This window comes from Bacillus sp. Bos-x628, assembly GCF_040500475.1.
Lineage (GTDB): Bacteria > Bacillota > Bacilli > Bacillales > Bacillaceae > Bacillus > Bacillus maqinnsis.
Window position 1 is genome coordinate 2,506,555 of record NZ_CP159358.1, and the last position, 23,068, is coordinate 2,529,622.

23 protein-coding genes are annotated in these 23,068 nt (G+C 41.4%); 8 read left to right on the forward strand and 15 right to left on the reverse strand.

The window, feature by feature from the left end; translation table 11 throughout:
- A complete protein-coding gene (locus ABVJ71_RS12935; protein ID WP_353854373.1) occupies positions 1–1,320 on the forward strand; it encodes a UDP-glucose/GDP-mannose dehydrogenase family protein in 1,320 nt (439 codons plus the stop codon).
- 165 nt (positions 1,321–1,485) lie between these two features.
- On the opposite strand, the gene ABVJ71_RS12940 is transcribed toward ABVJ71_RS12935, so the two are convergent.
- The 5 genes from ABVJ71_RS12940 to alsS form a co-directional block, all read right to left on the reverse strand.
- Positions 1,486–2,019, reverse strand: a complete 534-nt coding sequence (locus ABVJ71_RS12940) for a chromate transporter (protein WP_353856666.1) — start codon at positions 2,017–2,019, stop codon at positions 1,486–1,488.
- The gene (locus tag ABVJ71_RS12945) at positions 2,019–2,582 is read right to left on the reverse strand and encodes a chromate transporter (RefSeq protein WP_353856667.1); all 564 of its coding nucleotides are present in this window, start codon (positions 2,580–2,582) and stop codon (positions 2,019–2,021) included. The genes ABVJ71_RS12940 and ABVJ71_RS12945 overlap by 1 nt, the downstream gene beginning before the upstream one ends.
- 34 nt (positions 2,583–2,616) lie before the next feature.
- Positions 2,617–3,093, reverse strand: a complete 477-nt coding sequence (locus ABVJ71_RS12950; RefSeq protein ID WP_353854374.1) for an Lrp/AsnC family transcriptional regulator — start codon at positions 3,091–3,093, stop codon at positions 2,617–2,619.
- A gap of 155 nt (positions 3,094–3,248) precedes the next feature.
- A complete protein-coding gene (gene budA, locus ABVJ71_RS12955) occupies positions 3,249–4,010 on the reverse strand; it encodes an acetolactate decarboxylase (protein WP_353856668.1) in 762 nt (253 codons plus the stop codon).
- A gap of 46 nt (positions 4,011–4,056) precedes the next feature.
- Positions 4,057–5,757: an acetolactate synthase AlsS gene (alsS, locus tag ABVJ71_RS12960; protein ID WP_353854375.1), complete on the reverse strand. Its 1,701-nt coding sequence runs from the start codon at positions 5,755–5,757 to the stop codon at positions 4,057–4,059.
- 150 nt (positions 5,758–5,907) lie between these two features.
- Between alsS and alsR the strand changes: the two genes are divergently transcribed.
- Positions 5,908–6,795, forward strand: a complete 888-nt coding sequence (gene alsR, locus ABVJ71_RS12965) for an acetoin biosynthesis transcriptional regulator AlsR (RefSeq protein ID WP_353854376.1) — start codon at positions 5,908–5,910, stop codon at positions 6,793–6,795.
- A gap of 57 nt (positions 6,796–6,852) precedes the next feature.
- Positions 6,853–7,470: a flavin reductase family protein gene (locus ABVJ71_RS12970; RefSeq protein WP_353854377.1), complete on the forward strand. Its 618-nt coding sequence runs from the start codon at positions 6,853–6,855 to the stop codon at positions 7,468–7,470.
- Between the two features lie 38 nt (positions 7,471–7,508).
- Here ABVJ71_RS12970 and rbsB read toward each other — a convergent pair whose 3' ends face one another.
- The 9 genes from rbsB to ABVJ71_RS13015 form a co-directional block, all read right to left on the reverse strand.
- Entirely contained in the window at positions 7,509–8,426 is a 918-nt protein-coding gene (gene rbsB, locus ABVJ71_RS12975) for a ribose ABC transporter substrate-binding protein RbsB (RefSeq protein WP_353854378.1), read from the reverse strand.
- A 13-nt stretch (positions 8,427–8,439) separates the two neighbouring features.
- Positions 8,440–9,393 carry a ribose ABC transporter permease RbsC gene (gene rbsC, locus ABVJ71_RS12980; RefSeq protein ID WP_353854379.1) on the reverse strand — a complete coding sequence of 318 codons (954 nt, stop codon included), beginning with the start codon at positions 9,391–9,393 and terminating at the stop codon, positions 8,440–8,442.
- Between the two features lies 1 nt (position 9,394).
- Positions 9,395–10,876, reverse strand: coding sequence for a sugar ABC transporter ATP-binding protein (locus ABVJ71_RS12985; protein ID WP_353854380.1), 1,482 nt, complete (start codon positions 10,874–10,876; stop codon positions 9,395–9,397).
- A 15-nt stretch (positions 10,877–10,891) separates the two neighbouring features.
- A complete protein-coding gene (gene rbsD, locus ABVJ71_RS12990; RefSeq protein ID WP_353854381.1) occupies positions 10,892–11,287 on the reverse strand; it encodes a D-ribose pyranase in 396 nt (131 codons plus the stop codon).
- Positions 11,284–12,162 carry a ribokinase gene (rbsK, locus tag ABVJ71_RS12995; RefSeq protein ID WP_353854382.1) on the reverse strand — a complete coding sequence of 293 codons (879 nt, stop codon included), beginning with the start codon at positions 12,160–12,162 and terminating at the stop codon, positions 11,284–11,286. Before rbsK ends, rbsD begins: the two co-directional genes overlap by 4 nt.
- The gene (locus ABVJ71_RS13000; protein WP_353854383.1) at positions 12,159–13,145 is read right to left on the reverse strand and encodes a LacI family DNA-binding transcriptional regulator; all 987 of its coding nucleotides are present in this window, start codon (positions 13,143–13,145) and stop codon (positions 12,159–12,161) included. Before ABVJ71_RS13000 ends, rbsK begins: the two co-directional genes overlap by 4 nt.
- Positions 13,146–13,261: 116 nt before the next feature.
- Positions 13,262–14,404, reverse strand: coding sequence for a Ger(x)C family spore germination protein (locus tag ABVJ71_RS13005; RefSeq protein WP_353854384.1), 1,143 nt, complete (start codon positions 14,402–14,404; stop codon positions 13,262–13,264).
- Positions 14,394–15,491, reverse strand: coding sequence for a GerAB/ArcD/ProY family transporter (locus ABVJ71_RS13010; protein ID WP_353854385.1), 1,098 nt, complete (start codon positions 15,489–15,491; stop codon positions 14,394–14,396). The genes ABVJ71_RS13005 and ABVJ71_RS13010 overlap by 11 nt, the downstream gene beginning before the upstream one ends.
- Positions 15,481–16,962: a spore germination protein gene (locus ABVJ71_RS13015; RefSeq protein WP_353854386.1), complete on the reverse strand. Its 1,482-nt coding sequence runs from the start codon at positions 16,960–16,962 to the stop codon at positions 15,481–15,483. Before ABVJ71_RS13015 ends, ABVJ71_RS13010 begins: the two co-directional genes overlap by 11 nt.
- Before the next feature lie 735 nt (positions 16,963–17,697).
- Here ABVJ71_RS13015 and pgsB point away from each other — a divergent pair.
- The 5 genes from pgsB (at position 17,698) to ABVJ71_RS13040 (ending at position 22,027) form a co-directional block, all read left to right on the forward strand.
- Complete coding sequence (gene pgsB / locus ABVJ71_RS13020; protein WP_353854387.1) at positions 17,698–18,879, forward strand: poly-gamma-glutamate synthase PgsB; 1,182 nt, start codon at positions 17,698–17,700, stop codon at positions 18,877–18,879.
- Positions 18,880–18,894: 15 nt separating this feature from the next.
- Positions 18,895–19,344 (forward strand): poly-gamma-glutamate biosynthesis protein PgsC, encoded by a 450-nt coding sequence (pgsC, locus tag ABVJ71_RS13025; protein ID WP_353854388.1) that lies wholly within the window; start codon positions 18,895–18,897, stop codon positions 19,342–19,344.
- Positions 19,345–19,362: 18 nt separating this feature from the next.
- A complete protein-coding gene (locus ABVJ71_RS13030) occupies positions 19,363–20,529 on the forward strand; it encodes a CapA family protein (protein ID WP_353856669.1) in 1,167 nt (388 codons plus the stop codon).
- Positions 20,526–20,702, forward strand: coding sequence for a hypothetical protein (locus ABVJ71_RS13035; protein ID WP_353854389.1), 177 nt, complete (start codon positions 20,526–20,528; stop codon positions 20,700–20,702). Before ABVJ71_RS13030 ends, ABVJ71_RS13035 begins: the two co-directional genes overlap by 4 nt.
- A gap of 98 nt (positions 20,703–20,800) precedes the next feature.
- Positions 20,801–22,027, forward strand: coding sequence for a C40 family peptidase (locus tag ABVJ71_RS13040; RefSeq protein ID WP_353854390.1), 1,227 nt, complete (start codon positions 20,801–20,803; stop codon positions 22,025–22,027).
- 48 nt (positions 22,028–22,075) lie between these two features.
- Here ABVJ71_RS13040 and ABVJ71_RS13045 read toward each other — a convergent pair whose 3' ends face one another.
- Complete coding sequence (locus ABVJ71_RS13045) at positions 22,076–22,957, reverse strand: Cof-type HAD-IIB family hydrolase (protein WP_353854391.1); 882 nt, start codon at positions 22,955–22,957, stop codon at positions 22,076–22,078.
- Positions 22,958–23,068 lie beyond the last annotated feature (111 nt).

Here is a 23,068-nt window from a genome sequence, read left to right on the forward strand (position 1 = left end):
ATGAACATTGCTATAGCCGGCTGTGGATATGTTGGACTTGTCACGGGGGTGTGTTTAGCGGAGGCAGGTCATGAGGTGACGTGTATTGATATTGATAGGCGCAAGATTCAGCAGCTCAAGCGTGGAAATTCACCGGTGTATGAACCAGGTTTAAACCAGCTACTCAGACGGAATATGGAGCAAGGAACGATTCGTTTTCAGGTAAATGGAGAGGAAGCCTACCGACAGGCTGATGTGTTAATGATTGCAGTTGGCACACCGCAGCAGGCGGATGGTCAAGCCGATTTGCAATTTGTGTTTCAGGTAGCAAAGGAAATGGGGAATGAAGCGAAACCGGGAGCTATTCTCGTTGTGAAAAGTACGGTGCCTGTTGGTACTTGTGATCAGATTGATCGTTATGTTCATCAAGAACTGGGGCGGAATGAGCGGTTATATGTGGCGTCTAATCCAGAATTTTTAAGAGAAGGTTCAGCCATTTCAGATACATTGAGAGCAGACCGTCTTGTAATTGGGGCAGAAACAAAGGAGGTAGTCGACCGATTAGAGGAAATGTATGCTAATTTTCATCTTCCATTTGTGAAAACAGACCGAAAAAGTGCAGAAATGATCAAATATGCATCAAATGCTTTTCTTGCGACGAAAATCAGCTTTATTAATGAAATTGCATCGATTTGTCGAAAAACGGGTGCTGATGTCGAGTTGGTGGCAAAGGGGATGGGGCTCGATCAGCGCATTGGTTCTTCATTTCTCAGAGCAGGAATTGGATATGGAGGTTCATGTTTTCCGAAGGATACAAATGCGCTCGTCCAAATTGCAGGGAATGTCTCTCATGATTTCGAGCTATTAAAAGCCGTGATTAAGGTAAACAATGAGCAGCGAACTTGTTTCATCCGCAACATACAAGAGCGGCTTGGATCGCAACTAGAAGGGAAACGAATCGCACTTCTTGGGCTGTCCTTTAAGCCCAATACAGATGATTTGAGAGAAGCGCCGTCTATTCCGATTGCTTATGAATTGCACCAATTAGGTGCGGAGCTTGTTGCCTATGACCCTGTGGCTATGCATCAGGCAGCGCGCGAACTGCCTGATGGTGTCATCTTTGCCCAAACTCTAGAAGCAGCGATTAAGGACGCCGATGCGGTTTGTATTTTAACGGAATGGGCAGAAATTCAGTCATATTCATTAAAGAAATACAGGGAATTGATGAAGCAGCCGATCATTTTTGACGGACGAAACTGTCATACGCTTGAAGAGGCAGAAAAGGCAGGTATCGAATATCATTCAATTGGAAGACGACCTATTTTACCTGTTTATATGTAAAAAATCGTTGTCAGATCTCGAGTATCGGTGCACACGAATGTCTGATTCACTCCGCATAAATTGCTTGGGTCTTCCTAGTCTTCAAGGGTTTTCGATTCACGCTAATAAAGAGGACAAAGGGCAAAAATAAAAACCATTTTAGCCCTTTGTCATATATCGGATTTTTTAATGCGGAAGGATCAATCCTCCATATAAAAAGGCGGCGACAATGAGAAAGGCAGGGTGCATTTTGAGCTTTGATATAAAGAAAAATGAGATCGCAGCAATGGCAAGTGATTGGTTCCAGCCGATTGCTTTCACAGCATCTCCGGCAATTTCCCATGTTAATAATAGCATCATCATGGCAATAACAGGCTGTACGGATAATGTCATCCCTTTGACGACAGGAGATTGACGAAAGCGGTCAATGAGCTTAAGCAATAAAATGAAGCCTGTTGCGGAGGGGAACACGGTGGCAAGCAGCGCCACAATAAACCCTGGCCAGCCCATGACATCATAGCCCACATATGCCGCAATTTTAGTGGCAATAGGCCCTGGCAGCGCATTGGCCAAAGCCAGCATATTAGAGAATCCTTCATTTGTCATCCAATGAAAATGACTTACGATCTCTTCGTAATTCAAGGGAATTGACGCAGGTCCTCCGCCGTATCCCAGTAGATTTGATAAGAAGAATGCCCAGAATAAAAAGAGAATCAGCATCATGAAGAGACTCCTTTCTCTTCTCTTCTCTTTTTCCAGCGATTCTTTAGGTTCAAATGAAATGCACCATAGAATAAAAAGATGATGACGATAATCCCTGGGTGAATGGTCAGCACGTGAAGACCGATAAACGCAACAAGAAACAGTGCGACCCCGAATACCATGCCAAACCCTTTTAATGTTTTTTGACCAAATTCATATGCCATGATGCCTAAAAGAACGGCAATGACTGGTGTCACTGCACCAATCATGTTTTGAATAATAGGTGCAGAACTTAAGAATTTGACAAGTGTAACGAGTGCAACCATAGCTAGACATGTCGGTAAAATATGGGCTGCTGTTGCGACGATAGCACCTGAAACACCCTTTAATTTATATCCAAGGTAAGCAGACATCTTGGTTGCGATCGGTCCGGGAAGTGCATTGGCAATGGCGAGTGTTTCTCCAAATTCGTCATCACTGATCCACTGATATTTCATCACAGCTTCATGGCGGATGAGGGGAATCACAGAAGGTCCTCCGCCAAAGCCGAGAATACCTGTTCGTACCATGGCGATCATCATTTCTATATATGAATTCAAGTTGTTCAACTCCTTTCTATAATTTCATGCCCATTCGGCTTTTATATCGTTTAATAAGCATCTGGCAATCTACACTGACAACGCCTTCAAGCGGATACAACTTCTTTGTGAGGAACGTTTCCATTTTCTGTTCATTTTGAAAAATGCCATGCATATGCAGTTTGCTTGGTCCAGTCATATGATAAAGGCTTGTGACGGCTGTTTCCTGTTCAAGCTGCAGGGCAACAGTTTCTAAACATTTCGGCTCAACTTCCACATTGAAAAAGACCGACACATGAATCCCAACCTTTGCAGGATTAATCACAGCGGTAAATGTTTCAATGACTCCTGTGTCGATGAGCTGCTGTATTCTGGCTTGGACAGCAACACGTGATAGCCCTACTTTTTTACCGAGATCTGTATATGAAATGCGCCCGTCTTCATGTAAAATGGATAAAATTTGCTTATCTCTTTCATCTAATGTCAAGTTCGGAATGGTATATTCATTTGACACAATATTCCCACCTTTCTTCTGTTGGTATTTTATCATATTTCCTTACGATTAGAAGTAACTATTTTAATATTGAAGACGAAATGAAATTATAAAAGAAGTCTAATAATCTAATCGCATAAAAAAGCACCCCAGTTTGCGCTGGGGTGCTCTTCATCTTATTGGTTTGGGTTGCTTTCAGCACTGGCAATTTGCTGTGCAAGATCAGCACGATCAATGTTTGCTTGTAAGAAATCCTTTGTGTTTGGCAGATGTAAATTCATATGCCTCTTTTGTGAAATTCGAATGGTGACTTGATCGACGGAGTAATCAAATACGTGCCCGCCGACACGTCTATCATCATCAATAAAATGTAAATGGTATCCACTCACTGCAATTCCATGGGCGTATTGTGGTGTACGAAAGCCTGCGATCGTTCCTAGAATATCCTCGAAATCGAAAATCGGCTGTGATTTGACCGCTTCCACCATAGGGACATAAGGTTTTTCCTGTTTTTCAACGGTACGAGTTTGAACCTTTTTGAAAGCCCCATCAATGCGGATCGCATAGAAAACATTTTTACTTGGTAAAATGCGATCTATTTCTTCCTCTAATTCTTTGGAAGTCATGGGTGTGTCAATGCGATGAACGATATCTGTTTCAAAGAATGCTAGAGAGCAGAATGGTGAATAGTCTTGATCTGTTACTGGTGTTGCAGTCCCATCAGAACGAAGTCGATAAAATGCTCCGTCGAAGCCAATCAGCTCTCCGTCTAATTGATTAAATGTACCAATGCCGAAATCACCGTGTTCAGGAATATGAGATAGTGAGAAATCACCATCATATACAGCTTCCAACAAAGAGGTCATAGTCGAGACTTGATAGACCTCTTGTTTTTTGTCTTGTTGTCTTGCTTCTTTATGCTGATTCATTGGGTGCATAATATCCATATCTTCTCACTCCTTTGACGTACATATTGTGGAAGGCTTATCTTACTTTCAATGTTCGTTTTTCACGAAAGACTTCTGGCCATTTTTGACTGGCGAGGTCTGAGTTGTCTTGATAGTCAATCGGAATATCGATGATGACGGGTCCTTCTATTTCTATACCCTTTTGAAGCACAGTTGAAAGCTCTTCAGGTGAGTTGACTCGTAATCCTGTTGCTCCAAAGCTTTCTGCATACTTCACTAAGTCGATCTGTCCGAATTCGATACAGGACGTACGGTCATATTTCATTTCCTGCTGAAATGCGACCATATTGTATGTGCTGTCATTCCAAACGAGATGGACAAGGTTTGTTTTCATTCGGACGGCTGTTTCTAATTCCATAGCAGAGAAGAGAAAGCCGCCATCACCTGAGACAGAAATAATGGTTTCGTCAGGATTTAATATTGAGGCAGCAATTGCCCAAGGTAACGCAACGCCCAGTGTTTGCATACCGTTACTGATCAATAATGTATTCGGCTCATAGGTACGGAAGTGACGTGACATCCAAATGGCGTGTGATCCGATATCACAGGTCACCTTCGTGTCATCAGGAATCAGACGTCTTAGCGTATGAATGACATCAAGTGGATGAGACAGTTGACTTTCTCTTTCTGGTGCTTTTTCTATTTCAGTTAATAGCTGCTGCAATTCAGCCAGTAACTCTTGTTTATCTTCGCATAGTGAGAGTGGAACGCTGTCATGTGCTAGATGTTCAACCGTGGCTGATATATCACCTATAAGTTCAAGAGCTGGTTCATAGAAATGATCGATATCGGCTGGAATGTCATCCACATGAATGACTTGGCGCTGCTGTGGCTTTATATTCCAATGCTTTGGATCATATTCTATTGGATCAAAGCCGATAGTTAATATCACATCTGCTTGTTCGATCAAAAGGTCTCCAGGTTGATTACGGAATAAACCGATTCTGCCAACGTATTGATGTTCAAGCTCTCTTGAGAGAACACCAGCTCCTTGGTACGTTTCTACAAATGGGATACCAAGTGTTTTCAGTAATTTTCTTGTTGCTTTTGCAGCAGCAGGACGACTAGCTTTCATCCCTACAATGGCAACAGGTAAGTGTGCATTTTGGATTTTGGCGATTGCCGAACTAATGAGTGCATCCGGTGCAGGACCTAGTTCTGGAGAAGGGTGAGCAGACACAGGTGTTTGTGTGGTATGTTCTGTCACGACATCTTGTGGAAAGCTGATAAATGCTGCTCCAGCTTGACCTCTTTGTGCCGCACGAAAAGCATTTGTTAACGCTTCTGGTATATTTTTTACATCTTGTACTTCAACACTATATTTTGTCACTGGTTTGAATAATGCCGCATTGTCGAGTGATTGGTGTGTTCGTTTTAGCCGATCCGCACGGATAACGTTTCCGGCGATTGCCACAACAGGATCACCTTCTGTATTGGCTGTTAAAAGACCTGTCGCTAAATTGGACGCACCCGGACCTGATGTGACGAGACAAACGCCTGGTTTGCCAGTTAAACGACCGACAGCAGCTGCCATAAAGGCTGCATTTTGTTCATGTCTGCATAATACAAGCTCTGGACCTCGATCTTTCAATGCATCAAATACAGCATCAATTTTTGCACCTGGAATGGCAAAAACATGGGTGACACCTTGAGCAATCAGCGTATCGACAATCAACTCTGCTCCTCGTTTTGTTAGGGGTTGTGTTTGACAATTCATGTATCCCGCACTCCTTTCGGCAAGTAAAATTTTTTATGAAAATATATTTTCATGATATGATTTACTATACATTTCATAAAATAAATTTTCCAATATATGTTTAACGTGGTTTTAATATGTTTTACGAATAAGTGTTAGAGGAGTGAAAGGATGGAACTGAGACATTTGCAATACTTTGTCACCGTTGCAGAGGAGCTGCATTTCGGCAGAGCGGCCGCACGGTTGAATATGACACAGCCTCCGCTTAGTCAGCAAATTAAGCAGTTTGAGGAAGAATTGGGATTTCCTTTGTTTCATCGGTCTAAGCGAGTGGTGGAGTTAACCGCTGCTGGAAAGGTATTTTTAAATGAGATTCGAGGGGTGCTGCATCAGCTCGATAAAGCTGTTGATCATGCACGTCATACAGCAAGAGGAGAGCTTGGGAAAATCATTATTGGTTTTGTTGGGACAGCGACCTATGATATTTTACCCCCAGTCGTTCGTGAATTCAGGGAGATGTATCCCTCTGTCAGCATTGAGCTCAAGCAGCTTTCGGTTCTGCAGCAGCTACGTGAGCTTTTGAATGGTGAGATTGACATTGGGTTCTTACATCCAACCGCTCCCCATGATGAGCTTGTCAGCCGGAAGGTAAAGCAAAGTGAGTGTATTTTTGCGATTCCAAAAAATCACCCACTGGCTGAAAAGGAAGCAGTGACTATAGAAGACATTCGAAATGAACCAATTATTTCTTTATCGAAGGAGTCATGGCCGTCTCTTTATCAACATTTTGTCTTGCTTTGTGAAAAGTACGGATTCTATCCTAATATTGTACAGGAAGCAGAGGAATATCAAATGGTCATTGGGCTTGTTACAGCAGGTATCGGCATTGCTATTATTCCAAAATCGGCTCGTCGCTTATTCAACCTTGATGTCGTTTATCGGTCTATTGAACATGAGCAGCTACTTGCAGAGTGGACGATTTCATATAGACGTGAAAATCATAATCCTGCTTTATTCCACCTTGTCCATCACATTCTAAATCGGGTAGAGGAGGAGTAGCCTTCATAAAGGAATGAATGTGTTATGATGACGATAGATCAAGAGGAGGCGTTTGAGATGATTACTTTGCAAATGGATGAGCTGTCACAAAAAGAGGCTTATCAATTACTATCTGGTTCCATTGTTCCGAGACCGATTGCTTTTATCACTAGTCTTTCAAAAGAACATGTGGTAAATGCCGCACCATTTAGTTTCTTTAATGTCATCAGTGCCAATCCACCTCTCATAGCCGTTTCTATTGGTCGACGAAATGGGCAGATGAAAGATACAGCGCAGCATATCACAGACAGGGAAGAGTTTGTGGTCCATGTCAGTGATGAAGACATCATTCAGGATATTAACGAGACCGCAGCTACATTACCACAGGGAGAGAGTGAGTTGAATCAAACCCGTCTTCACCAAGTAAAAAGCACTGCTGTGGCAGTTCCAGGTATCAAGGAAGCGCGCATTCGTTTTGAATGTAAGCTAGAAAAGCACCTGACCTTTCAAAATGATGAAGGTGACATCACGGTTGACCATATCATTGGCCGGGTCGTTTGTGCACATGTAGATGAAGCCGTGTACGATGTGGAGAAAGGATATGTTTCAACGAAGTTATTAAAGCCTGTCGCGCGTTTAGCCGGAAATGATTATGCCCATTTAGGCGAGTCTTTTGTGCTCAAAAGACCAGAATAAGGTGAAAACCCCTGAATTGAAATCGGGGGGTTCCGTGTTTACTTCTTTTGTACTAATTTGAGCGGGGCTGCAATGTTTTTTTGTACTTTCTTCCCGTTTAATACGTCATGTGCAGCATCAACTGCAAGTTTTCCAATGAGCTCTGGCTGCTGTGCAACAGTCGCAGAGAGCTTCCCTGCTTTGATTGAGTTCAGTGCATCTTCGTTTCCGTCAAAACCAACGACGAGGATGTCCTTTCCTGAGCTTTGGATTGCCTCTAAAGCACCAAGTGCCATCTCATCATTGTGTGCAAAGACTGCTTGGATGTCAGGATTTCCTTGAAGCAGGTTTTCCATGACGTTCAATCCTTTTGTCCGATCGAAATCAGCAGCTTGTTTTGCTATTACATCAAGGTCTTTGTCAGCTTTTTGGTGGAAGCCTTTCCCGCGCTCACGTGTAGCCGAAGCTCCAGGCACACCTTCTAATTCAGCAACCTTAGCCCCTTTTCCAAGCTTGTCAATGATAAAGTCAGCTGCCATCTCGCCACCTTTTACGTTATCTGAAGCAACGAGAGCTTCCACTTTCCCGCTTTCAGCTGAACGATCCAATGTGATCACAGGAATATTCGACGCATTCGCTGATTCGACAGATGTTGATATCGCAGAAGAATCGGCTGGATTAATGAGCAGTGCGTCGACACCTTGCTGAATTAAGTCTTCCACATCACTTGTTTGTTTGGCTGAATCATTTTGCGCATCTGCAATGACCACTTCAATGCCAAGTTTTTTCGCTTCCTTTGTCACCCCGTTTTTTAGAGAAACAAAGAATGGGTTATTTAAAGTTGAGATCGACAGTCCAATTTTGATATCCTTTTTCTTGCCACCCTTTGATGACTTGGCCCACTCTGGTGGTTCAAGTGAACAGGCAGAAAGCATGAACAACGAGAGAGTCATGATGAGAATCAAATATTTTTTCATAGCAGCTACCTCCTTAAGCAGATTTCTTTCTGTCTAGCAGGACTGCAATCAGGATCACAATCCCTTTGACGACAGATTGATAGAATGATGATACACCAAGTAAGTTCATTCCATTGTTTAATACGCCAATGATGAGTACACCGATAAGAGTGCCGACTATTCGTCCTCTGCCGCCTGATAGGCTTGTACCGCCAAGAACAACGGCTGCAATCGCATCAAGCTCGTAGGAAGTACCAGCAGTCGGCTGTGCAGAGTTCAAACGAGATGTTAAAATAGCACCTGCCAGAGCAGACATGAAACCTGCCAGTGAATAAATCATGATTTTCACACGCGGCACTTTAATACCTGAGATGAGAGCTGCTTTTTCATTACCGCCAATGGCATACGTTCTTCTGCCGAAAGGCGTTTTATGAAGCAGAGTCCATAATACAATAAAGGTGAGAAGCATGGTGATAGCTGGAACAGGGATACCTAAGAAATAGCCGCGGCCAAATAGCTGAAAAGCATAATTAGAGCCTAGTCCTGTAATGGGGTTTCCATCTGTGTAAACAAGCGTTAAACCTCTGAAAATGGTCATGGTTGCAAGTGTGGCAATAAATGGAGCCATTTTTCCTTTTGTGATGAAAAGACCGTTGATCATTCCAAGGATGGCACCAATGATACATCCAATGATAATGGCTAGAATCGGGTCCATACCGGAAACGATAAAGCCAGCTGTCAGTGCACTGGACAGCGCAAGAATCGCACCGACAGACAAATCAATCCCCCCAGTTAAAATGACAAAGGTCATGCCAAAGGCAATCAATGCATTAATGGAGATTTGTCTGAGTAAGTTTAAGATATTTAATGGCTCTAAAAATGACGGATTTAAGATAGAAACGATGACAACAAGGAAGATGAGCCCTAAGAATGGTCCAAGTTTTTGCATAATGTTGTCAAACCGTCCATTTGAAGTAAGTGGTTTCATGTTACTTCCCTCCTGTAGCTAATGTCATAATTCGTTCTTGTGTGGCTTCGGTTTTGTCTAGTTCTCCGCCGATGGTTCCTTCATGAATGACAAGGATACGGTCGCTCATACCGAGAACTTCTGGGAGTTCAGATGACACCATCAAAATGGCAACACCGCGATCGGTCAGTTCATTCATTAATTGATAAATTTCTCGTTTTGCTCCGACGTCTACACCTCTTGTTGGTTCATCTAAAATTAAAACCTTTGGCTGAATTCCAATCCATTTGGCGATAACCACCTTTTGTTGGTTACCTCCAGATAGGCTTCGTGCAGAGATTTCAGAGGAAGCGGTTTTAATCGTCAGCCTCTTGATGAGGAGATCCACAAATTCCTGTTCGGTTTTCTTGTCGATCAATCCCTTTGGAGAGAAACTTTCTAAGTTCGGCAAACCGATGTTTTCCCTGATAGATGCATCTAACATCAACCCTTCATCCTTGCGATCTTCTGTGATCAATCCAATACCCAGCTTGACTGCATCACTTGGTTTTTTGATCACAGCCTTTTTCCCATGCACCCATATCTCGCCTTGATCAAGAGGGTTAAGACCAAACAGTGACTGCATTATTTCAGTCCGTCCAGCCCCCATTAGACCTGCAACACCAACGATTTCGCCTGCTTTTACAGAGAACGTGATATCTTGAAAGAGTCCTTTTTTCGTTGCATGTTTGACCTCTAGCACGACATCTCCTGTTGAAGGTGTGCGTTCTGGATAGCGGTCGGTTAATTCTCGTCCGACCATTTTTTTTACGACTTCATGGAAATCTGTTTCAGGTATTGCTTTCGTATCGACAGTTTTACCGTCACGCATGATTGTAATTCGATCACAGATCGTGAAGATTTCCTCCATTCTGTGAGAAATGTAAACAATGGATACGCCTTCCTTTTTTAAGGATTTAATGACTTGGAACAGTTTTTCAATTTCACGATCTGTCAGAGCAGCCGTTGGTTCATCCATAATGATGACTTTTGCATCAGTCATTAAAGCTTTCGCAATCTCAATCATTTGTTTTTGACCAACGGAACAACTTCCAGCTTCTTGATCAAGTGATAGGTTGACTGATAATCGATCCAGTTGTGTTTGGGCAAGCGTTTTCATTTTCTTCGTGTCTAGGAGACCGAGTTTCGTATGAATTTCTTTGCCAATGAAAAGATTCTCCAAAACGGTCATGTCAGGCCAAATATTCAGCTCTTGATGGATGAAGGCAATCCCATGTTGTTCCGCTTCCTTCGGGTTTTTGAAAGCGGTTTCTTTTCCATCAATCTTAATCGTTCCTTGATCTAATGAATACAGACCTGTCAGCAGGTTCATCAGTGTGGATTTTCCAGCCCCGTTTTCACCCATGAGTGCATGTACTTCACCTGTGACGAGGTCAAAGGTGACCCCGGAGAGAACGGTGTTTTTTCCAAAGGCCTTATGGATGTTATGCATTTCAATGTTCATATGTGGCTCCTCCTTTTAAAAAATGACACCGGCATGAAGAATGCAGTTTGCATATGGGGTTGCTTCACCCGTTCGAATAACCGCTTTTGCTTGTTTGGTCATTTCTTTGAATGCTTCGTGATCTACATAGTCTAAGGATTGGGTTGTAATCGCTCTCTTTAGAAACGTATGTTCACGCTCATTGGCTTTTTTGATTTCATTTGCTATGGTGATTTTTTCAACCGCCATTTCTTGAAGAAGGAGGGAGGTGACCTCCTGAAAGGACGGTGTGCCGATAGATAAAGCAAGATCAATTTTGATCGGACCTTCTGGGACAGGCAGACCGCAGTCTGCGATGACCACTGTATCTGTATGACCAAGGTCAGCTAGCACCTTGGCAATATGACTATTTAATATACCGTTCTTTTTCATTTCGCACGCTCCAGTTCTTCTCTTGTCGGCATGCCGCCTTGTGCGCCAAACTTCGTCACAGAGATTGATGCTGCCAGATTGGCAAAGAGAAGTGCATCATATAATGATTTGCCTTCTGTCAGTGCAACAGCCAAAGCGCCATTAAAGGTGTCGCCAGCACCTGTTGTATCTACAGCCTTAACAGGATAGCCTGGCACAAGGACTTCTTGCGTCCCATCAAAAAAGCGAACACCATTTTTCCCTTCTGTGATCAGTAATTTATTTGGATATTGACGTAACGCTTCTTCTGTCGTGAGACCGTCAAAAATAAGAGCAGCTTCATGTTCATTCGGTGTCATGTAGGCAACTTGATTTAAGACCTCTTGTTTCACCTTGCGAGCCGGTGCAGGATTTAAGATGACTGGAATCTCTTTTTCGCTGCAAATGGCGCATACAGCTTCTACCGTTTCTTCAGGAATCTCCTGCTGAATGAGGACAATGCTGATATCGTCAATGGAATGAAGGGCGTCTTTTACATAGTCTGGTGTGACTTCCTCATTTGCCCCTTTGACCACGACAATACTGTTATCACCTTCTGCTAAAATGATATGAGCCGTCCCGCTTTCCATATCAGTAACCGGTTTCATATAAGTGGTACGAACACCTTGCGCGTGTAAATTGTTTAAAATATCCTGTCCATAAGCATCATCCCCAACTCTGCCGATCATATACACATCTGCGCCAAGCCTTGCACTTGCTACTGCTTGATTGGCTCCTTTTCCGCCTGGGACTGTTTTAAATGATTCGCCTAAGACGGTTTCTCCTGCATTCGGCCGTTTGTCCGATGTGACGACAAGATCCATTGAACAGCTTCCTATAACAACAATTTGACTCATTGTGAATCCACCTTTCTCGTTGTCTCTCGTTCAATAAAAGAGACGGGCATTTGAATGACTGGTTGATGTATCGGTTGTTTCTGAATGGCTTTGATTAATAGCTTTGCTGCTTCTTTTCCCATTTCATAGGCAGGTTGCCTGATGGTTGAAAGGGAAGGGAAGAGTAGTTCGCTTTGCGGGATATCATCGAACCCAATAATTTGCAATTCATCTGGTATTGGTTTCCCAAGCCGGAGTGCTTCATGCATCACAGCAGTTGCGACGATGTCATTGCTGGCAATGATGCCATCTGTTTCAGGATATAACTGGAAAAGAGCTGTAGCGATTTTTCTAGCTTCCTGAAAGGAAAAAGAAGCAGTAGACATCAAGTGAAAGTCGACACCTTTTTCAGTGAGGACATCCAGTGCACCTTTAAACCTTTGTTGTGCCGTTTGGAGATGGGCAGGTCCTTTTAGCAGTGTGATCTTACGGCTACCGCGCTTAATCAATTCCAGTGCCGCCATTTTTCCGCCTGTTTTGGCATCTGCATAGACAGAAGGAGCATTTGAAGCTGTGCGGTCTAAAAACACAACAGGTAAATCATGATCATTGTACAACTCAGACTCGGGCTCATTTGTCACAGCGATGACACCCACTACTTGATTTTGTTTAAAGGTTTGCAAGTAGGCAAGCTCCTTCTCGTGATCTTCATCACTGTTACCAAACAATAACCGAAAGCCATGGGCGTGAATTTCATCCTCAACACCTCTTGCTAGCTGAGGGAAGAAAGGGTTTGTGATATCAGGTAAGATTAAACCGATTAATCGGGATTCTCTTTTAAAAAGGGATCTGGCCACTTCATTGGGAAAGTAGTTCAGCTCTTGCATCGCTTGTGTCACACGGGCTTTTGTATCTGCATGTACATATCCAGTATTGTTGAGCACGCGTGAAACGGTGGCGACGGACACTTGTGCCGCCTTTGCAACATCTTTAATTGTAGACAATGGAGTGCCTCCCTTCGTAAATGTGTAACCGTTTACATGGATAGATTATCATGAAAGTGGGAAAAAGACAATCTTAAAAAATAAAAAAAGAAAAGAAAGATATCCGCTTCCTTTTCTTAATTAATAATCCCTGTTTTTGTAATATTCACTTTGACTTTTGGAATGATTTTCACCTTTTGATAATCCTTTGTCCAGTTCATTTTCATATACTCATCATAGTGTCTTACCCGGTATTTTCTTCCAAGACTTAGGACGTCAGAATTCGTTTCTTGTAAGGTAGCGATGACTTTTTCTGCTTCCTTTGTCAAAATGGCTGATAGCCTTTTATTTAAGGCTTTAATCTTCTTATCTGTATCTAAATTATCCGGAGGGTATTCAAGGACAGAGGTATTGAATTCATATTCGAGTGAGAATGTTAAGTCTCGATGATCAGGATTCACAATACGAATGTCTCTCTTTGAATCTGTGACTTGGATGGTGATGTAATTGTTCTCTTTCGATTTCATGTCATTTCTGATTTTCTTCGTGAAATTTGCATAATCGCCCATTTTCCCATCCATGACGGTGAGAAGAATCGCATCTTGTCCATACAGCTCACCTTTCTTTTTCTCATTATCAAACAGGGCGACCCCTTTTACACTAATTAATTGCTTTGATTTATCAAAGTGGATTAACGGCAGTGTGAAATCCTCTCCTGTTTGTAGCATTTTGGACCGGACAGTTTGAATGTTTTTAGGTGATACTTGTGAGGATCTTGATGCGGTTGTTATTAAATTGTTTAAATAGTCGCTGACAATGAGTTTTTCTTTTAGTAGCTGGTTAATCACGTCTACACAGCTTCCGCCTTCAACAACAGCGAGGTTTGCGAGTAAAGGGCTATTGGGATCACGATAAAACATATCTAAGTAAGGGAGAAGGCGATCTTGGGCGAACTCATCACCTATGAGCATGACCCGCATTTTCGATATATCAATTTTTTGATCGACAATGCGGCTAAAGTTGCTTCTTGCTTTTCTTAAAGTGGGTGCTTCTGTTGTGAGCACGGTGGTTAAATAGCTGCCTGTGTTTCCTTGCTCCATGCCTTGAGACTGCTGTACTTTTCGATAGGTGATAGAAAATTTCGCATTGTCATCTTCTCCTTGATCAACAGCGGAAGTTAAGACAAGAGAGATGTTTTTTAATAAGTTTTGATCCCAACAGCCGGGCATGAAGATAAGAGAAATACACATAATCAGCGTCAGCATATACTTATGACGCATGTGATTTCACCTTCCCTTTGCGATGTTTGATAAAGATGATAATGGCCATAAAGATCGGAAGTGTATAAATAAATGAATATTGAGCAATGGTTGTAAAATCATTAAAGCGCTGAATTCTAAAGTTGTCATTTGAGAGAAAACAGCTAGCGATGTAGATCAAAATGGCGAAAAAATAGACATATGTTTTGTGTTTCTTTTTTTTGATAATGGTGGACATACCATTTGCACAGAAATAAAGGTAGTTGCTTAGCGTTGCAAGAATGACAAGCACCCAGAAACTGAGAAAAATTAAATCTGTCCGCTCAATGACACCAAAAGTAATCGTCTTTAATAGATAAAGGACAGGGTTTGGAATCACATCAAGCTCAATCGGACTAAAAAACATAAAACAAATCAATGTAATAAAGAGGTAGTAAAGCGTCGTGCATATATTTGAAATGGTCATCACTTTATACCGTTGTTTGATCGAACCTTTCATAAATGGAGAGATAATAAGGATCATCTCAAATCCATTCATTGATAGAACAACATCCTTTAAACCGAGCTGAAATTGCGATATATCTGTTTGGAAAAAGGGCATGAGATAGTCGATATTGGTTCCTTTTAACGAATAGAACATCAGCAAAGAAAGCAGGAGTAAAAGGGGAGTCAAAATAAAGTTATACCGGACGATAGCTGTAATTTGTTCCTTTGCGATATAGATGATCGACGTTATGAGTAATAGGTTAATGACCCAGTTTGGTGTCAGTGGAAGCACCCAAATGCCAATAATTCTTGTGAAAATTGATAAAACGACAATGCAGACCGAAGCGAAATAGAATGTATAGAGTACAACTAACATTCGCCCGATCCATTTGCCAAATACATCGACTAACACTTGAAAAAATGATGTATCAGGATACTTATAAATGATGTAAATGAAAATCGTATTGATGATTTGGATAAAAAAGCATGCTAGGATAATGGCCATCCAACCGTCGTGGCCCATATCTTTCATTAGCAAATTAGGCAGTGCCAAAATGCCGACACCAATTTGAGATTGGATGATAAAAAAGACAGCTTGAAGGGGAGATATTTTATTTTCCATGTTTATGTTTCCACCCTCTCAAATCTTCAGTTTGTCTTTCCTTTTGTGGCTTTAAATAAATAGGTCGCATTTTGTACATCCACATTGGTAAACGAATGATGGTGTCTTTTAAGTCCTGCCAGTTAAATGGAGCAACTGGTGATAAGTAAGGTACTCCGAGTGATTCTAGGCGGCATAAATTCATGAGCATCATTGATAGTCCGAATGAAATCCCAATAAAACCAAACATTGATGCCATGAACATGAGCGGGAAACGTAGCATCCGAATGGTTGCCGTCATTTCAAAGGATGGGAGAACAAATGAAGCAACGGCTGTTACTGCTACTACAATCACGAGTACATTGGATATGAGTCCTGCTTTTACAACGGCATCACCAATGACCAAACCGCCCACAATTCCAATGGTCTGACCAATTGGTTTTGGCAACCGTACCCCGGCTTCACGTATCAGTTCAATAGTAATCTCCATCAGCATGGCCTCAATCAAGGGAGGGAAAGGAATGCCGATAATCGAATTCTTCATGGTGATGGCTAATTCGTCAGGGACGACTTCATAGTGAAAGCCAATCACGGCTATATAAAAAGATGGCAAAATGATAGCAATCAGACAAGCAAGATAACGTAGAATTCGAATAAATGTCGCCGGAATCCAGCGGCTATTATAATCATCTGGTGATTGAAAGAAGCTAAAGAAAGTGACAGGCAGAATGATGGCCATCGGACTGCCATCTATCAGCAGCACAATTCTGCCCTCAAGGATCGCAGACCTGACCTTATCCGGACGTTCTGTATCAATGAGCTGAGGAAAAATAGAAAACGAATCATCTTCGATAGCTTCTACAATGGAACCTGGGCTGATAATAGTGTCAACTTTAATAGAAGTAATCCGCTTGTTTATCTCTTCTACCTTTTCCTTATTCACAATATCGGATATATAAACGATGGCGATCTTCGTCTCCGATTTTGTGCCAATCTTATGATATTGCAGGGCAAGTTTTCGATCATTTAAGTGCGAACGTAATAAATAAATGTTTGTATCTAAACTTTCCACAAATCCGTCATGTGCCCCCGTAATAATGCTTTCAGAAGAGGGCTCAGAAATAGAGCGCAGCGGCGGCTGCCCGACGGCAAATAATTTGATCTGTGAGGAGTTTTCATCAAGAAAGGCAATGCTCCCTGCAATAATACTGTCTGTGATGAGCGTCAAATCGCCTGTTTCAAGAGTGCTGAGAGACTTTATATAATCTTGTTTGCCGGGTGTGCCCAGCAAATTCCCGATGATGAAATCGTTCAGTTTGCCTTCATCAATTCTTGTTTTAATAAAGAACAACACAGATTTCGTTTCATTCACCATGAACTCCCGATATTCAAAATCTCCACTGTGCTGAAATGTCTTTTTCAAAATTCTAATCTTTTCTTCAAAGTTGCCTGATAGAAAATGCAATCGTGTTTGCTCATTTGTGTTTGGCATCTTTAGCCTCCTCTCACAGAATTTTTAACCATAGTGTAAGCTGAAGAGCTGATTTTATTCGTCATCTGTGGCATCTATCGACATATTTCAACTAAAATCATATTAAAAATGTTAAGAAATGATGAACCTTGATAAAAACAAATGAACTTTGTTTCATTGATTAGGTCATAAGAAGTGGATATCGTTCAGTTAAGATACATCTATTAGATCAATGTTTCCCTTTTTATACCAATTTTTCGTGACGCTATTATAAGCAAATCACTTGATTTTTTTGGTGGTGACCTTTGTCATGGGTCAGTGCGTAGCGTTCTGACCAATGAGGATGACTTTCAGACCTGTTCATTTAAAAATCGAAAAAATTCCAAAACACACACTATTCCATTAAAGCGTTGATATGACTGACTTTATAGACATGAAGAGGTTTTAAAACATTGATTTGAAATGCATCTTATTAATTGTCGAAAAATTTAGGGAGAAAAGGACAAAAGATTTTTTAAAGATAGATGATAACGCTTTCTCTCATCTAAAGAGAAAAAACAAGCTGGATTTTTTCAGTCTTTTGACCTTCCTATTCGTGATACAGATAGGCAAATCCGCCCTCTGATTAGAGGAATTTGGCATACCATCAAGTGAAAGATTATGTTACATAATACCGATTGTGATTTTATGCTGAACAGATATACTGTTGATTGAATTTACATATCACACTCATAAAAAAAGGAGATGTAGATAGCGATGTGGTTAATCGTTATAGCCTGTGTCATCATGTTAGGGATTGGCTTTATTGAAAAGAAGCGTCATCAGAAAAATATTGATGCCCTGCCGGTGCGCGTTAATATTAATGGTATTCGCGGAAAGTCTACCGTGACAAGATTGACAACCGGTATCTTAATGGAGGCAGGTTATAAAACTGTCGGCAAAACAACAGGAACGGATGCAAGAATGATTTATTGGGATACGCCAGAAGAGAAACCGATTAAAAGGAAACCGCAAGGACCGAATATCGGAGAGCAAAAGGAAGTCATGAGAGAAACAGTTGAAAGAGGAGCAAATGCTATCGTCAGCGAATGTATGGCGGTGAATCCAGATTATCAAATTATCTTTCAAGAAGAACTGCTTCAAGCGAATATTGGCGTGATCGTAAACGTTCTTGAAGATCATATGGATGTGATGGGGCCGACTCTTGATGAAATAGCAGAAGCCTTTACTGCAACAATTCCTTACAATGGACACTTGGTTATTACGGATAGTGAATATACAGATTTCTTTAAAGAGATTGCGAAAAAACGCAACACAGAGGTCATTGTTGCCGATAATTCCAAGATTACTGATGAGTATTTACGGAAATTTGAGTATATGGTTTTCCCAGATAATGCTTCGCTGGCACTTGGGGTCGCACAAGCATTAGGAATTGATGAAGATACGGCATTCAGAGGAATGTTAAATGCGCCGCCTGATCCAGGAGCAATGAGAATTCTCCCATTAATGGATGCAAAAACACCTGGACACTTTGTAAATGGCTTTGCAGCAAATGACGCAGCATCTACATTGAACATTTGGAAGCGTGTGAAGGAAATAGGGTATCCAACAGATGAACCGATTGTCATTATGAACTGCCGTGCGGATCGTGTAGACAGAACGATTCAATTTGCAGAAGATGTACTTCCTTATATTGAAGCAAGTGAGCTTGTCTTAATTGGTGAAACGACCGAACCAATTGTGAAGGCATATGAGGAAGGGAAAATTCCGGCTGACCAATTACACAACCTTGAACATCAATCTACAGAGGAAATTATAAACATGCTTGAGAAAAAGCTTCATAATCGAGTGATTTATGGAGTCGGAAATATTCATGGCGCCGCCGAACCGTTAATCGAAAAAATTCAAGAATACAAAATTAAGCAGCTTGTCAGCTAGGAGGAAATATAGAAAATGTTCGGATCAGATCTTTATATCTCGTTAATTTTAGGAGTCCTACTCAGTTTAATCTTTGCAGAAAAAACAGGAATTGTACCCGCTGGACTGGTTGTACCTGGATATCTCGCACTTGTATTCAATCAACCAGTGTTTATTTTAATCGTCTTATCTGTCAGCTTGCTTACGTATGTCATTGTACGCTTTGGCTTATCAAAATTTATGATTTTATACGGCCGGAGAAAGTTTGCTGCGATGTTGATTACAGGGATTGCCTTAAAGCTCATATTTGATTTCTTCTATCCAATTGTTCCATTTGAGATAGCAGAGTTTCGCGGAATTGGAATCATCGTACCTGGATTGATTGCGAATACGATTCAAAAGCAAGGTCTTACGATTACCCTTGGAAGTACGTTACTTCTAAGTGGTGCAACATTTGCCATCATGTATGTTTACTATCTATTTTAAGATAAGGTGTGTCCAATGATGAATAAAAAATTGAGCTTTCAGGAAAAGCTGCTGAAAATCACAAAGAATCAAAAGAAAAAGACGAATAAACATGTACTCATTGCATTACCGATCGTTATTGCTTGTACATTCCTATTTTCATTTATCGGGAAAGCACAAATACCAAATGTAGAAAAGAACCCAGAAGATATCCTGACCGCTTCGTTTGTCGGTGACATTATGTTTGGAAGAAATGTAGAGAAAGTAACCGAACGCTATGGAAAACAGCATCTCCTTCGCTATGCCGAACCGTATTTTGATGTATCTGACTATGTAACGGGGAACTTTGAGCATCCAGTTGCGTCAGATCAAGAGAAAGCGGCGCAAAAGAATATTCATTTGAAAACAGACGAAGAGTCTGTTCAAGCGTTAAAGGACTTGAATTTCTCTGTTTTAAATATAGCGAATAACCATACAGCAGACTATGGCGAAAAGGGTCTGAATAATACAATTGATACGTTTGAACAAGCGGGCATGGATTTTACTGGAGCAGGGCGTAACCTTCAAGATGCGAAGAAGAACATTTCATACAAAAAGGTCAACGGAATTAACATCGCAACACTTGGTTTTACAGATGTGTACGGTAAAGATTTTAAAGCAACAAATCATCAGTCTGGTATTCTGCCGGCAGATCCATCTATCTTTATCCCGATGATTTCACAGGCTGCTGAGAAGGCAGATATCGTGGTCGTTCATGCTCACTGGGGACAGGAGTATAACAATGAAGTAAACGATAGACAAAGAGAACTGGCAAGAGCGATGTCGAAGGCTGGTGCAGATATTATTATTGGTGCACACCCGCACGTACTCGAGCCGGTGGAGGTCTACAATGGAACGACGATTTTCTATAGTTTAGGGAACTTTATTTTTGATCAAGGATGGTCGAGAACACGTGATTCCGCTCTTGTTCAATATCATCTGAATCAAGATGGAAAAGCCACGTTTGAAGTTGTTCCAATGTATATAAAAGAAGCAACGCCTGCTCCATTAAAGGCTGGGTCTCTTGAGTCAAAATTAATTATCCGTCAGCTCACCAACGGTACGAATGTAGATTGGAAAGAAAAAGACGGTCATATTTTCTTTGAAGTCAATCATGCTGATAAGGTTCAAAAATTAAAAGAAAACGGAGTGAAGAAAACGAAATGAAATTCCTAAAAGCAAGTTGGCCGTTTGTTGCATTAATTTTAGTATTTGTCTTTATGTCAGCCTTTAAATTTAGTGATAGTCTCTCAGATCATGAGAAACAAAAGATTTCGGTTGAAATGCAAAAGATTGAGCAACAAAAACAGTCAAAAGCGAAAGCTAAAGAAAGTAAATAATGAGTCAAAGCGAAAAGAGTACGCTGAGTCGTGCTCTTTTTTGTCTAAAAAAGTGTAAAATGAAGAAAGTACGTCAAAACGATTAAAAAAGGAGAGATATGATGAAGAAATGGAAAGGACTGTTGATTGGAGGGTGTGCACTGGTAGGGCTAATGATGATGCCTCAATCAGAGGTATCTGCTCAAACACAAACACCCTTGGAGCAAGCTGAGACGCTCATTGGAACGCCTTATCAAAAAGGAGGAACAGATCCGAAAACGGGCTTTGATGCATCTGGATTCATTCAATATGTTTATAAAGAATCGGAATCATTTGATTTACCGCGGAAGGTGGTTGATCAGTATCAGATTGGGGAAAAGGTGTCATTGGAAAAAGCAAAACCTGGTGACCTTGTTTATTTTCGAAGTCTTGATGAAACAAAAGATGTTCCAACACATGTAGCCTTGTATGCTGGAAATCATGAGATCATTCACAGCACGCTCACACAAGGTGTCACTAAAATAGATGTCAGTAAAAGCAAGTATTGGATGGATCGTTATTATGCGACCAAAAGGCTGCCTGCTACACAGGGAATATCTGATAATAGTCTTGTCAAAGATGCGATGACGTATCTAGGCGTTCCTTATGTGTTTGGTGCTGCGGACCCTAAGGTTGGCTTTGATTGTTCAGGCTTTTTACAGTACTTATTTGAAAAGTCACTAGGCATTTATTTACCAAGAAGCGCTGAACAGCAATGGCTGGTCGGTGAAAAAGTGACATTAGACCAAATCCAACCCGGAGATTTTGTGTTTTTTAGCAATACCTATAAAACAGGAATATCTCATGTAGGGATGTACATTGGGGGCGACCGCTTTATTCATGCGAGCCGTTCTGAAAGTGTCACCATTTCCTATTTATCTGAATCGTATTGGCAGGAGAAATGGACAGGGGTTAAACGGTTAACCGATTTGAAATTGGCGAAAGAAGACCCAGTCGTGTCAAAAGCTGCGACGTATATTGGTGAGGTCCCATATGTCAAAGGTGGTACGAGTCCGAAGGAAGGCTTTGATACAGCAGGGTTCACACAATATGTTTATCAACAAGTACTCGGCATTAATTTGCCACGCTATGCTTCTGGACAAGTGAAGGCAGGCACGCCTGTCAAACGTTCAGACCTTAAGCCCGGAGATCTTGTCTTTTTTAATGGGGCCTCTTTGACGCCGGCGATCTATGCAGGATTAGATCAAGTCATTCATGTGACAAGCTCAAATGGTGTTGTCATGACCAATATGAAAACAAGCGCCTACTGGAAGGATAAATATGAGACAGCAGTGAGAATAAAATAAAGAAAAAGCCCGATGATCCATCAAATCGGACTTCATTCTAGGCGCTGATTATACAAGCGTCTTTTTTTCATGGAATTGATTCTGTAAAAGCTCATCAATAAAATAGGCTACGCCATCTTCATGATTGCCTTTTGTGATATACGTGCTTTTTTCCTTAATGATATCAACTGCATTTCCCATTGCAATCCGGTGACCTGCTTCATCAAACATGGATAAATCATTTGGGCTGTCGCCAATGGCATAAATGTTTGAACGGTCTACGCCATAATGAGCGGCGAGCTCTTTGAGAGCATGTCCTTTCCCAGACCCTTTCGGCAACACCTCGATAATATGTTTTCCAGATGAGGTAAGTGAAAGTTCGGGCATTTCTCCGAGAAGATTTTTTGCCTCTTGCAGTTTATTCATATCGAATGAGAAGCAGAGTAACTTATAGGTCGCTTGATTCGTTTCGAAAATCTGGCAAATATCGTCCACTGGCTTGATGCCAAATTGTTTAAACTGCGTCATGGCCCCTTCCCATAAATCGGTCAAGTCCTCGTTAGGATTTGCGCTTTTGATCAAATCGAACTCTGCTTGCAATTTCTCTTTTCCATCGAATGGGGATAGGAGGGCATCATCTGTATAAACTTCAAAATAAATGTGGCGCTCGACTAAAGCTTTTGCGGCGCGTTTTCCAGCTTCTCGGTCGAGTGGCATCCTGCTGAACAGTTTGTATCCCTCTGTATGGACTGTGCCTCCGTTTGCCGCAATAATTGGGATGTCTAAATCTCCAAGAAGTTCTTTGACGTCGAAAGTAGCTCGTCCAGTACAGATGATGACAATATAGCCAGCTTCCTTTGCTCGAATCAGTGCCTCTCGATTTTTAGCTGAAATTTCACTTTTTGTATTTAAGAGCGTACCGTCTAAATCAATCGCGATCATTTTTTTCATCGGTGTTCCTCCTTCACTCATGCAATAACCTCTCATCAAAGTATGTACGATTTCCTCCATTCTCATGAAAAAGTGAGAGGCATTTAATCCCTCTTTATAAAGGCTAAACAA